General features: G+C 38.5%; 14 protein-coding genes. 9 read left to right on the top strand and 5 right to left on the bottom strand.

Translation table 11 applies throughout. The annotated features are described in order from the left end of the window. Positions 1-34: 34 nt before the first annotated feature. The 3 genes from mltG (at position 35) to AC5WOC_RS14595 (ending at position 3,389) form a co-directional block, all read left to right on the top strand. Positions 35-1,087, top strand: coding sequence for an endolytic transglycosylase MltG (gene mltG, locus AC5WOC_RS14585; protein WP_496056138.1), 1,053 nt, complete (start codon positions 35-37; stop codon positions 1,085-1,087). Between the two features lie 154 nt (positions 1,088-1,241). Next, entirely contained in the window at positions 1,242-3,020 is a 1,779-nt protein-coding gene (locus AC5WOC_RS14590; RefSeq protein ID WP_496056139.1) for a peptidoglycan D,D-transpeptidase FtsI family protein, read from the top strand. A 135-nt stretch (positions 3,021-3,155) separates the two neighbouring features. After that, complete coding sequence (locus tag AC5WOC_RS14595; protein ID WP_496056140.1) at positions 3,156-3,389, top strand: hypothetical protein; 234 nt, start codon at positions 3,156-3,158, stop codon at positions 3,387-3,389. A 148-nt stretch (positions 3,390-3,537) separates the two neighbouring features. On the opposite strand, the gene AC5WOC_RS14600 is transcribed toward AC5WOC_RS14595, so the two are convergent. Both AC5WOC_RS14600 and AC5WOC_RS14605 read right to left on the bottom strand, forming a co-directional pair. Next, positions 3,538-4,002, bottom strand: coding sequence for a VOC family protein (locus tag AC5WOC_RS14600; RefSeq protein ID WP_496056141.1), 465 nt, complete (start codon positions 4,000-4,002; stop codon positions 3,538-3,540). 62 nt (positions 4,003-4,064) lie between these two features. Continuing rightward, on the bottom strand, positions 4,065-5,330 hold the full coding sequence (locus AC5WOC_RS14605; RefSeq protein ID WP_496056142.1) for a BaiN/RdsA family NAD(P)/FAD-dependent oxidoreductase: 1,266 nt from the start codon (positions 5,328-5,330) through the stop codon (positions 4,065-4,067). 207 nt (positions 5,331-5,537) lie between these two features. Between AC5WOC_RS14605 and AC5WOC_RS14610 the strand changes: the two genes are divergently transcribed. Then, positions 5,538-5,819 (top strand): hypothetical protein, encoded by a 282-nt coding sequence (locus AC5WOC_RS14610; RefSeq protein WP_496056143.1) that lies wholly within the window; start codon positions 5,538-5,540, stop codon positions 5,817-5,819. Positions 5,820-5,956: 137 nt separating this feature from the next. Next, positions 5,957-6,253 (top strand): hypothetical protein, encoded by a 297-nt coding sequence (locus tag AC5WOC_RS14615; protein ID WP_496056144.1) that lies wholly within the window; start codon positions 5,957-5,959, stop codon positions 6,251-6,253. A 250-nt stretch (positions 6,254-6,503) separates the two neighbouring features. On the opposite strand, the gene AC5WOC_RS14620 is transcribed toward AC5WOC_RS14615, so the two are convergent. From AC5WOC_RS14620 to AC5WOC_RS14630, 3 genes are all read right to left on the bottom strand, one after another. After that, positions 6,504-6,815 carry a hypothetical protein gene (locus AC5WOC_RS14620; protein ID WP_496056145.1) on the bottom strand — a complete coding sequence of 104 codons (312 nt, stop codon included), beginning with the start codon at positions 6,813-6,815 and terminating at the stop codon, positions 6,504-6,506. 233 nt (positions 6,816-7,048) lie between these two features. Further along, positions 7,049-7,354: a hypothetical protein gene (locus AC5WOC_RS14625; RefSeq protein WP_496056146.1), complete on the bottom strand. Its 306-nt coding sequence runs from the start codon at positions 7,352-7,354 to the stop codon at positions 7,049-7,051. A 463-nt stretch (positions 7,355-7,817) separates the two neighbouring features. Next, positions 7,818-8,168, bottom strand: coding sequence for a hypothetical protein (locus AC5WOC_RS14630; RefSeq protein WP_496056147.1), 351 nt, complete (start codon positions 8,166-8,168; stop codon positions 7,818-7,820). 184 nt (positions 8,169-8,352) lie between these two features. On the opposite strand from AC5WOC_RS14630, the gene speG reads away from it, so the two are divergent. From speG to AC5WOC_RS14650, 4 genes are all read left to right on the top strand, one after another. Continuing rightward, positions 8,353-8,871, top strand: a complete 519-nt coding sequence (gene speG / locus AC5WOC_RS14635; RefSeq protein ID WP_496056148.1) for a spermidine N1-acetyltransferase — start codon at positions 8,353-8,355, stop codon at positions 8,869-8,871. Between the two features lie 262 nt (positions 8,872-9,133). Beyond that, positions 9,134-10,522: a helix-turn-helix domain-containing protein gene (locus tag AC5WOC_RS14640; protein WP_496056149.1), complete on the top strand. Its 1,389-nt coding sequence runs from the start codon at positions 9,134-9,136 to the stop codon at positions 10,520-10,522. Positions 10,523-10,973: 451 nt separating this feature from the next. Then, positions 10,974-11,102, top strand: a complete 129-nt coding sequence (locus tag AC5WOC_RS14645) for a hypothetical protein (protein ID WP_496056150.1) — start codon at positions 10,974-10,976, stop codon at positions 11,100-11,102. 59 nt (positions 11,103-11,161) lie between these two features. Further along, positions 11,162-11,638: a lasso peptide biosynthesis B2 protein gene (locus AC5WOC_RS14650; protein WP_496056151.1), complete on the top strand. Its 477-nt coding sequence runs from the start codon at positions 11,162-11,164 to the stop codon at positions 11,636-11,638. The last annotated feature ends 2 nt before the right edge of the window (positions 11,639-11,640 follow it).

The raw sequence follows: 11,640 nt of genomic DNA on the forward strand, positions 1-11,640 counted from the left end.
CATGTGTGTAAGGTTGCATGAGAGGAAGTTCTTGATGAAGTGGTTTCTTCGGATAATTTTAACGATTGTTTTGCTGGTTGGTTGGGGAATAGCTGGATACTATTTTATTGATTGGACACTCCAGTCCCCTGCTCGCTCCAAATCAGTACAAATTGATATTGAACCAGATTCTTCTTTAAAACAGATAGGTAGCATTTTAAAAAGCAAAAATCTAATTGTGGAGGATTGGTTCTTTCGATATTATGCTGTTTATCGGCAAAGAACGAATCTGTTGGCTGGCTCGTATGAAATTAAGCCAAATGAAAATTTAGATTCCATACTAAATAAAATCGCAATTGGCAAGCAAGATCTTGTGAAGGTAACGATTCCAGAAGGTAAGACCGTAAATGAAATCGCAAATATTATTGCTGCAAAAGGATTCTCGAAAGAAGAATTTTTAAAAGCGGTTAATCGTGCCAATAATAAAGATTCCTGGACTTTTGAACAAGAAATACCGAAAGTTGCTGCACGGAAATACAAACTGGAAGGCTACCTTTTCCCCAGTACATATGAGTTTCATAAAGGTTCAAGCGGTGATGAAATCGTCAGCGAAATGGTTCGTCAATTTGCAAAACGCTTGAATGATTTAGATGCGAGAAACAAGCTTGACAAGACTAATTTCAATGTTGATCAATGGGTGACAATTGCCTCTCTGATTGAAAGAGAAGGACGAGTCCGATCAGAATTACCGATTATTTCAGGTGTCATTTATAACCGTCTGCATGATGGGATGAAACTTCAAGTAGATGCATCCATCATATATGCATATAGTTTACAAGGGATTGTAAAAAAGAAACTCAATCATAATGATGTTTTATTAAAAAGTCCCTATAATACTTATCTAATCAAAGGTTTGCCGCCAGGTCCTATATCCAACCCTGGGGAAGAAGCTTTAGCAGCAGCTCTAGAGCCAAGCAAACATTCTTATCTGTTTTATGTAACGAAGCAAGATGGTACAAACACTCACTTTTTTAGCACAACATATGAAGAACAATTAAAGAAAATTGCACAAAGTAATAAAAATGAAGCAGCAAACAAAAGCAAATAGAACAGGTGATATGATCATCTGTTCTGTTCCTGTTTTCCCAACTAGTTCAGGAAGTCGGAAATGACCAAATTAACTATCTATTTTGCCCTTTGTATTTGCCGTTTATCCCTTCTCGATATTGCCTAAGCTGGTAATGTTGAGAGGGGCAAAGGTGATGAAAACATGGCGTACTTGGATAGTGCTTTTTGTTTTGGTAGGCTTATTTTCAGGCGTACTTTATCGACTTTACCAAATACAAGTTAGTTCTACACATTCCTTTTCCGTTGCTCAAAAAGATTTGGTTGCACTAGCTGAAAAGGTACAATCCCGTGAAGTGATTTTAAATAGCAGACGCGGGGAAATCCTGGATCGAAATGGTGTTCCATTGGTAGGTAAACTACAAAAGAGATTATTTGTGTTCCCTTCTACAGAAGAGCAGCTGGAGCTTAGACACGAGCAGTTTACAAAGCTCAGTTCCTTGCTGCATATTTCTTATCTTACGTTAAAGCAAAAATTGCTGTCACTTGAAAGACCATCCGTACTTTCATCCTATGTTTTAAATCAAGTGCAAGCAGATCAAATTACAGCATTACATATCCCAGGTATAGTTATTGTAGAGTCTGATAATCGCATGACCGAAGGTGAAATAGCAAAGCAAGTGATTGGCAGACTTATCCGCAATGCTTATGTATTAAAAGATAGATATGCAAAAGAAGTAGAATCTGGAGAGTTTTCTCTGCAATCTCGTTTTGGTATGACTGGTTTAGAATATGCTTTTGAACGTTATCTTCATGGCGAGGGAGAAAATCTCATTCGTTTTGTGACAGATGGCAGAGGAAGAGCATTGAGCGGTGTGCAAGTAAAAGTTACTGCATCCAAATCTGAAGCGAGTCATTCTCCTTCGAATATAAAGACAACATTGGACGCGAAAATTCAAATGAAAGTCGAAGACTTATTGAAAAAAGAAAAAGTAAAAGAAGGAGCAGTAGTAGTCCAAGAGATTGCAACTGGTGATATACTAGCAATGGCAGGTGTATCTGCATCCAAAGATACCTCCGAATCTCCGTGGGTTAATGAAGCCCTTGTAGAGACAACCCCGGGATCGATTTTTAAAACAGTTGTTACCATTGCTGCATTAGAAGAAGGAATTGCTACTCCTAATACTACTTATGTATGTAAAGGCACTCTGCTCAATGGTAAATACCATTTGCGAGATGCAAATGGAGAAGTGCATGGAAAACAAACATTGTCTCGTGCATATGCAAATTCATGTAATATTGTGTTAGGGTCAATAGCAGAAAAATTGGGTGGTGCAAAGTTGCAAGCATATGCCAAACGATTGGGATTTGCTAGGCAAATCGGATGGCATGGAAAAATTGCTGGCGATAATAGCTTTAGCCAATTACCAGATGAGAGTACTGGTTTGATTTATGCAAAAGAAACATCTTTACTAGATAAGGGAGCCGCTGTCCAAACTGGAATTGGTCAGCGGGATGTCAAAGTTACCCCGCTGCAAGCGACGAATATGATTACAGCTCTGTTTCATCGCGGAATGCCTATTCAACCAAGGATAGTAACGGAAATATTAGGTGCAGATGGAAAACGAAAAGTCGCATTTACCAATAAGTATATGGAAGGTGCAAAACCACTAAAAGCAAGCACGATCGAAGCAGTAAAGCAAATGATGCGAATGGTAGTAACCAAAGGTACAGCAAGGTCGCTATCTGGTGATAACTGGAAACTTTCTGGTAAAACTGGCACGGCACAAGTAGGTGTGGATAAATCACTCTACAATAAGTGGATGATTGGATTTGCACCCTATTCCAAACCACAGTATGCAGTGTCTGTTGTAATAAAAAATGTAAAAGATGCAAACGACAAGCGAGCAAAAGAGATGTATCAACAAATTATGGAAGTATTGCGTAGCCTCTCACCAACGACGAAAACACCTTAGAATGCTATGTGTGCGCTTTCTCATTTGTGTTAAGATGAGTTAGGAAGTAAATGAAGGAGGTGTAGGCTGTACCTACAGCCACATTGGTATTTTTGCGAGATTCCCCTTTGGCAAACGGGTAACAGCATGGGTTAGATGAAGATTACAGTCCATCTCAGTAAGGCAGAATTAGATCTGATTGAAGAAGCGTTATTACAATACCAAAATTTATTGATAAAGTCTGCAAATAACGATCCATTGATTCAACAAGAAATCGGTCTATGCAGACGGGTCTTAGAAGAATTTGGAGTGGAAGAACTAGATATAGATCAGCAAGATGACATGGCACCCTCTCCCAAACAATATCCGTTTAACTCCAATCCACGATAAACAAACCTCCCTGCAAGGGGAGGTTTTTATGTTAATTGTATACTCTATAGAAATCAGCATCTTTACTTAGATGCCTTTTCATCCCTATCCAAGATGAGAAATCACCCCGCGTATTGATAGCAGAGTGGTTCGTGTAAAATAAAGTCTTTTAAGCTTGTTTTTTATGTTTATACCATGCATCTAATTCCATTAACTCAAATTTTTCTTCTACATCGATTCTGAGTGGTGAAATAAATTCTAAAAGATTTCCATCTGGGTCTTTGAAATAAATCGCTGCATGAGCTTGTGGATTATTGGGAAGTACTAGTGGCTGTTGTTCAGGTGAAAAATGAAAAAAGTCAACTACTTCCAAATTTCGCTCTTTTAGCCAAATTTTCGCTTTTTCTATATCTTCCAAATCTACATGAAAAGCTACATGCCGGATAGATACATGATATGGGATTTTAACTTGCTCAGCTTCCCATAAACCTAACCAGCTTTTCTCTTTTTCGATCCAGAAAAAAGCAAATGTATTATCTCTAGAAGCCAGTTCAAGCCCTAATCCTTCGTAAAATTCAATGGATTGATTGAGATCACTGACAGGCAAGTGAGCTTCATATAGTCCTTTAATCATGTTATACTCTCCTGTTTTTTGAAAATATCACCTTTTCTATACTTATTCTACTTGTCTTTTTATTATTTGTCTCTACGTTTATCTGCTGCGCTCTTTCCAGCGACGTATCCTGTACATAATGCAGCAGTGATATTATATCCCCCAGTATAACCATGGATATCTAACACTTCGCCGCAAAAATAAAGGCCATGCATCAATTTTGAACCCATTGTTTTGGGATTGACTTCTTTGATATGTACTCCGCCGCCTGTAACAAATGCTTTTTCCAATGGAAGGGTACCGTTTACTAGCATCGTAAATTGCTTGCAGATACTAGCAATCTTTGTGAGTTGCTCATTGGAAATACTCGCAGCAAGGCTATCTATATTTATTTGCGCTTTTTGCAAAACAACAGGGATAAGCCGTTCGGGAATAAGTCCTTTTAAGAGATTTATAACCGACCGCTTGGGATGATTTTGGCGCAGCTTTTGTAGTTCTTGTTCTAGTATATGGATTGGCTGATCAGGAAAGAGGTCTATCTGTACATTCACTTCAGCTGCACCTGTCTTTTTCTGCTGCTTGATCACGAATTGACTACAACGAAGGGCGATGGGGCCAGACAGCCCAAAATGCGTAAAAATCATATCCCCGCGATGGGTGATGACGGCTTTTCCTTTTGGATTTAACACAGAAAGTGAAACATCCCGCAAAGATAATCCTTGCAACACTTTGCTTTCAATAATAGTTTCATTGGAGGTGATGGGGACTTCCGTTGGAAACAGCTCTGTGATCGTATGCCCGGCAGCCTCTGCCCAAGCATAGCCGTCACCTGTGGAGCCGGTATGCGGCACAGATTTGCCGCCTGTAGCAATCACGACACTTTTGCATTTCCAGTATTGTCCGTCTATGCTGTTTACGCCAACGACCTTTCCATTTGCATAGTCAACTGCTTTTACAGCTGTATTGGTAACGATTTCTACATTTACCGAACGAACTTTGGTGAGCAATGCTTGTACCACGTCTTTTGCCCGATTGGACACGGGGAACATTCTCCCATTGTCTTCTTCCTTTAATTTAATTCCTAAATTCTCAAAAAAACGAATAATATCTTGGTTGTTAAATGTAGCAAAAACACTATATAAAAATCTTCCGTTTCCAGGAATAAACTTGATTAATTCATCCAAATCTTTATTATTAGTTACATTACAACGTCCTCCGCCAGAGATGGCTAATTTTCGTCCCAATTGATTGCCTTTATCGATCAGCAATACTTTGGCCCCATGCATTCCAGCGGAAACACTCGCCATTAATCCTGATGGACCGCCGCCGATTACGATTACATCAAACATATATCTTGTCTCCCTTTCTTCGTTCATCCTTATTATTACCAAATTGCTTGAGGAGTGCTAGCAAAAAAAAATAAAAAGCATAGCAGAAAACTGAAATATTACAATTAAAAGGAAATAATGATTGGAAGTTGAGTTTTCTTGTGTTTACACATAGAATAAGGGAAGAGCTGTATTGTTCGGAGAATTGGTAAAAGGAGCACTCCTATTATGTCCAAAGTAATGGAAATCAGATCAACGTTGATGAGAATGAAAGTAGGCGAAGCAGTTCGTTTTCCAACAGGCAAACCCGACCAATTTGTTGAGATAGACCGTGTGTTTACGGGAAAAAATCAGAGCTGGGTCGTTTATGTAAATGGTGAACGCAATGTATTACGGAAAATAGATGATGTGGTAGAAATAATTCAAAAAAACTGGAATCCTAGTCTGAAGAAGATTATGGATGAGCGTTTTTCCGAGTTAGATGAAATTATTGATCTTGGTGAGTTTTAGCATGAAACAAAAACAGTCGAATTCCGTTTTGGATATCTGGCTGTTTTTATTTCGTTCTATGTTCTTACATTGAGTTGCTTAGCTATATGTCAATAAAGTATTATGGACTTGTATCCTACACCTTTTTGGAGGTTATTGTGGCAGTTTCGAAGCAGCAACTTATTACTGAGATCGATAAGGTTCAACGCAGGATGGATAGTGATTTCCATCGAATTTATCTTCCTGACAAGAAGGCTAATGAAGGACGTCGGGCGGATAATGCTTACTTTAACGAGCTTAAGAGGCTGGTAAACGAAGCCGCTCCTGGCAAGAAGCTGTCCTCGAAAAATCCAATCGCCCAGAAGTTTCTGGATGAGGTTTATGCAGGAAAGGTCTACAGTGAAATTGATGATCCCTGGAATGACATCGCTGAGTATCTGAGGGCGAACAAGTAGGACAATAGGTGTAATGCTAGCTGATTTCATCAGTGGCATTACACCGCTGATTTTAAAATGTGATAGTCGATTTGAAAATGAAAAATGTGTCAGATATAATATTTTATATAATAAAAAAAGCGAGATCCTTTAACAGGGTCTCGCTTTTTATCATTGTACTATTGAATGAAATGAAAACTGTTAGTTATGAACAATAAATGATTGCGCCCGGCGACCTGAATAGATCGCCGTTCCTTAAGGGTCATCTTGATCAACTCAGGAATTTCCATTCGTAAAAAGTTTCCTCGATTTTCTGGAACACACCTGAATTCTCGTTCTCCAATAGACTTTTCATTTTATCTGCGTCCAAAGGAGAAGAGACTGTTCCTTCAATTCCTTGTACGTCGTAATACTCATCCAATTTAAAACTATTGGTATCCATGTGGAGGGAGTACATGACCTTGCCGTCATTAATCTTGGCGACGACTCTAATCTGGTAGAAGGGTCTGTGAGTGACGCGGAACGTGAATGTTCCGTGCTTCTCCTTTTCCAGATACAAGAAGGACTGCGGGATCATATTCATGAGTTTCTCCTTAAGGTTACAGTGAGATGATCACCTGCCTTATTAAGCATAGAGGAGATAAGAAACGAAGTAAATGCTTTTTGAATATTTGTATTAATTACGTATAGGACAATTTATCAAAACACCATAACTTTGATTTATCAACAACATTTGTATTCGTTTTTACATGTGATCTGGGTGTTTCGGGATAACTTCAAGCTGTCCCGAAACACTAGTAATGCATATCTTTTTATTTACTTTTTACGCTTAATTTTAGCGATTTTAACCTTGCCGACATAAAGATCTTTCTCGTTGTTTACACCGATTGCTTGATAAAATTCATTTGGGTTACTGATGGTATACCCTGCTGTCTTGCCAATACTACGGCAAGAGGCAATCACCTTATCAAGATGGACTTCCAGAATATACTCCATTCCATTGGCGATGAGGTAGAAGGTTTCGAGGGTATCATTAGGAGAATTTCTATGAGCAAGCCCAATATATGGTGTAATCTCCCAATGTTCTTCCCACGGCTTACTGAGTTCAAGCTTTTTACTCATTGGTATGGTCACTTTCTGTCTTTTGGGAGCGACATTACGTATTTATTATAGCATTTGCGAGCGAGAAAACTCACGGTTTAAATCGTGGGATGAAAGCGAGCGTGTAACGAGGTAAGATTTTTTCTTCACTCGTATCTTTGGAAAAAAGCAAGTTTGCAAACAAACATTCCCATGGTAATAGATGTATAGTCTTGACAGACGAAAACCAAGTTTGCTCGCGGCAAAGAAAAAATGAAACAACATAAACCGTGGGGCACACGGGGTTAGCTTGGTAATGAAATAGTCATGAGGCTATGGCCCCAAGAATCCAACGGCTTTAGCCGTATGGAGTTGTCAAACAATAAGTTGCATTGAAAAAATCATATGCCACGGCATATGATTCCTATAACCATCTATATGAAATTATCTTCTCAGTCCGGCGATCAACCTACTCTCCAGTTGTCGCCGTGTCCATCGAATGGAATCAACGCTTGGATTCCTGATAGATGGATTCTTCGATCAGCCGCTCGTACACTCCGGACAGCGGGTTTTCCAGCAGCTCCTGAAGGGGCACTCGATCAACAGTCGGAGTACTCCCTTCGTATTCGATCGAAACGCTCTCCCGCGTTTTTCGTCCACAGTACCCAGAGACACAGTACACGGCAATCGCTCCACTGGTGTATCGACTATTGCGAAAACGGTATTCCAGACAGCCCTCGTATACACCTACAAAGAGCCTGAAGTGGGTGTACCGTTCGTTGGTGACTTCGAATTCGAAGTCACCATTTTCATGGGCATGGACAAAGTTCAGGAAGTGTACCGAATCCGAAGCCATGGACTCTCCTTCGTCGAGGGGGTTGTGCGGAATGCACAGAACATCTCCCTATTCATCATAGAAGAAAGATATGGTATTGTAAAATATATTTTCAGATCATTTTAAATCAAATTTTGATTGGAATGACTTCCTGTTTTATGAGTAATAATGGGAGGAAGAGGGATATATGTGGAGGTCTCAAAGAATGAGAAAAGAACTTAGGTTGCGTCCCTTGGAAAGAGAAGATCTAAAATTTGTCCATGAGATCAATAATAATGCGACTGTTATGTCCTATTGGTTTGAAGAGCCTTATGAAGCTTTTGTTGAGTTGCAAGATTTATATGATAAACATATCCATGATCAAAGTGAACGGCGTTTTATTATTACCAAAGAGGATGAAATGATCGGTCTCGTAGAGTTGGTAGAAATCGATTATATTCACCGCCGCGCCGAATTCCAAATCATAATTGATCCAACCTATCAAGGGTATGGCTATGCCGCTACCGCAACTCGGTTAGCAATGGATTACGGCTTTCTTGTGCTCAATATGCACAAACTCTATTTGGTTGTTGATCAAAGAAATGAAAAAGCAATTCATATTTATAAAAAAGTTGGTTTTACCGTAGAAGGTGTACTCAAAGATGAATTTTTTGTTGATGGAAGTTATCACAATGCGGTTCGAATGTGCATTTTTCAGGAAGAGTACTTGCAAATGAAGGGATAATATATACTCGAGGAGCCTTTCTAATGAGACAGGCTTTTTTTATTTGGAGTTATCAAGCAATTATTGTCACCTCTGTACGACCCATGTATAATACGGAATACATTAAATACCGAATAGTAATATATAATGAAATATTCACTCTTCATAGTAAATATTTGTTCCTTTTATGGTATTTGGTATGTATTTTAGTGGAATTTCACCTGTGCATTTCGCATTGACAACGAGAGCCAACACCAAGGGAAAAATTTTCTGGAGGATCGCAATGGAAGAGTGGGATCGGAAACAACTGGGGGCATTATGCAGAAAACGGCGGGAAGATTTAGGTTTTAAGCAGCATACTCTGGCGGATGAGCGGATTTCGGTGGCGAGTATCAGTAATCTTGAAAATGGAACAAAACGCTTGAGTAATGAACTGCTGGCATATTATATTCAACAAAAACTAGAGTGGATGATCGAAGATATCCCAAAATTACTGCAAGCACAAGCAGAAAGAGAGAAAGAAGAACGATTTACGATTGGTCTGCGTTTGCGTGCAGTCGAAAACGACTTAGACTGTGTGAGTATTAAAGAAGGGTTAAAAATGATCCGCCAAATGGAACAAGAATTAAAAGGTAATCGTGCCTATTTTGCTGTACTGGAATACTTGCGAGGTAAGTGTTATTACCATAGTGACAAGCTTGGGAAAGCTATCGCTCATTTTCAGCAAGCAATTCGCATTTTTGATGAGTATCCATCGATCCATTATACAAATATGAAAACATTTTGTTTATACCAATTGAGTCGAATCTCTCATGTAATGAATAAGTTAGACTTAGCTGTAACCTATGCTCAAGATGGTCTTATGGCTTTTGCTCCAGAAGGTGAAAGAAGATATATACAATATTCTTTGTACATAAGCAAGGTAATTTACTACGAAAAACTTGAACAAAATAGTGAAGCGATGGAAGTTATTGAATGGCTAGAGGAACGTTTTGCTGAGCTAGATACAGATATAAAATTGAATGTGTACCAATTAAAAGCTACATTGTACAATAAAGAGAGACGGTATAAAAAAGCAATTCAATGTGCGGAACAAGGGATTGAACTTGCCAGACGGGAGAAGAAATTTGACCGTTGCTTTGAGCTATGGACAACTGCTGGAACGATTTATAAAAATAGTAGAATGTGGGAGGCTGCCGAGCTGTGTTTTCAAACAGCAGCCAAATTTGAAGATAAAGTAGTGGAAAGGCAATTCGTTGCCCAAAACAGCAAGGAATTAGGGCTATTATATTTAGTGCAAGAAAATGTTGATTTGGCTGTAATGAAACTTAAACAAGCACTGAAGATTAGTAAAAAGTCAAAAGATAGCCTGTGTTATTGTGAAGTACTTCAAGCACTTGGAGAGTGTTATCTACAACAAGACAAAAGAGAAGATGCTATTCAATATTTACAAAAAGCCCAAGAAGTAGCGCAGAATCATACTTTTTATCCACAAGAAAGAGATATTGTCATGTTGTTAGCAAAATGTTACGAAAAATCAAATATGATAAAGTATAATCACTATTCAAGTAGATTATTTCATATTTTATTAAAATTAAAAGAGGAGGTGACTGAACCCATGCGATTACACGAATTAAAAACAAGAGCAGCAGGAAGTCCCCCTGACGTTTAAAAATTACCTTTTTCAAGGAGTGATCAGATGTCGTTTTCTGAGTTAAAACAAAGGTTAGCTGGTGATCCTCCTGATATTTAAATTTAATAGATATATAATTCCAGCGAAGACATGCATATCAAGCGATCTTCGAAAACAGATGTCAGCAAATCTGCTAGAGTAAAATATTAGATTAAAAACTGTTTCCTACTAAGGGAAACAGTTTTTTTAAAAATAATTTTTTTCTTATTTTTTGATTTAATGGCGATAAAAAATGAAAAGTTAACCGTGGGAGGTAAAAAAAGCCTCAAAGGATTACTTCATTTCAAGAAACGCCTCAAATTTCACAGGAAAAGACAGAAATGAAGTGAAAACTTGACTATTTGTCAGAAAAATTAGAATGAATTATGCTATGGCTACCACTGAGAGACATACTTCAGTGAGAAGTGAAACTCGGAAAGGAGGAAACAAAATGGAACAGCGTGAAGAATGGGTGGAGCCGAAACTCATCTACCTAGGAAGTGTAGAAGAGTTAACAGGGCAGGGTGGCAGCAACAACGACGATGGCTGGTATAATTCCCGATTAGCAAAAGATGAGTAACCAAAATAAATAGGAGACTTAGTATCAAGTCTCCTATTTCAACGAAAGGAGAAATATCAATGAATGATTTGTATACATTTCTGATAACGGCAGAGCATAAACCAATCAAAAAAAGACTGCCTGTTCGATTTTTATTGCTTAGCCCTTTTCTTATTTTTTGGCTGATTCGGCGATATAAAAGAATGGATGGTTGCGGGAAACTGCGGTTGCTTCAAACTGTGTCCAAGCGGTTTGAGCTATCCATCGCAAATGAGACAGATATGTATTGGCAGGCTCGAAAAATAGCAGGTTTTACGATACTGTGGATTAATTTATTTCGACGAGGAGAGGCCCTTTGTCTGGAAAGAGCAATTATCATCTGTTATCTGTTACGATCTTTTGATTTACCAGCAAAAGTCATTATCGGCAAAAAATTATCTTTTTCTATGATTGAACAGTTTCCATTTCATGCATGGGTTGAACTCTGTGGAAAAGCTATGGATGAACATCGAGCTGTCAGACAGCAATACAAACTTTTGGATACGCTTCCATCATAAAA

Source organism: Shimazuella sp. NTD247, from assembly GCF_059510415.1.

Coding starts and splice junctions, on each gene's coding strand:
- mltG (WP_496056138.1), top strand. CDS start 35: ATGAAGTGGTTTCTTCGGATAATTTTAACGATTGTTTTGCTGGTTGGT.
- AC5WOC_RS14590 (WP_496056139.1), top strand. CDS start 1,242: ATGAAAACATGGCGTACTTGGATAGTGCTTTTTGTTTTGGTAGGCTTA.
- AC5WOC_RS14595 (WP_496056140.1), top strand. CDS start 3,156: ATGAAGATTACAGTCCATCTCAGTAAGGCAGAATTAGATCTGATTGAA.
- AC5WOC_RS14600 (WP_496056141.1), bottom strand. CDS start 4,002: ATGATTAAAGGACTATATGAAGCTCACTTGCCTGTCAGTGATCTCAAT.
- AC5WOC_RS14605 (WP_496056142.1), bottom strand. CDS start 5,330: ATGTTTGATGTAATCGTAATCGGCGGCGGTCCATCAGGATTAATGGCG.
- AC5WOC_RS14610 (WP_496056143.1), top strand. CDS start 5,538: ATGTCCAAAGTAATGGAAATCAGATCAACGTTGATGAGAATGAAAGTA.
- AC5WOC_RS14620 (WP_496056145.1), bottom strand. CDS start 6,815: ATGAATATGATCCCGCAGTCCTTCTTGTATCTGGAAAAGGAGAAGCAC.
- AC5WOC_RS14625 (WP_496056146.1), bottom strand. CDS start 7,354: ATGAGTAAAAAGCTTGAACTCAGTAAGCCGTGGGAAGAACATTGGGAG.
- AC5WOC_RS14630 (WP_496056147.1), bottom strand. CDS start 8,168: ATGGCTTCGGATTCGGTACACTTCCTGAACTTTGTCCATGCCCATGAA.
- speG (WP_496056148.1), top strand. CDS start 8,353: ATGAGAAAAGAACTTAGGTTGCGTCCCTTGGAAAGAGAAGATCTAAAA.
- AC5WOC_RS14640 (WP_496056149.1), top strand. CDS start 9,134: ATGGAAGAGTGGGATCGGAAACAACTGGGGGCATTATGCAGAAAACGG.
- AC5WOC_RS14645 (WP_496056150.1), top strand. CDS start 10,974: ATGGAACAGCGTGAAGAATGGGTGGAGCCGAAACTCATCTACCTAGGA.
- AC5WOC_RS14650 (WP_496056151.1), top strand. CDS start 11,162: ATGAATGATTTGTATACATTTCTGATAACGGCAGAGCATAAACCAATC.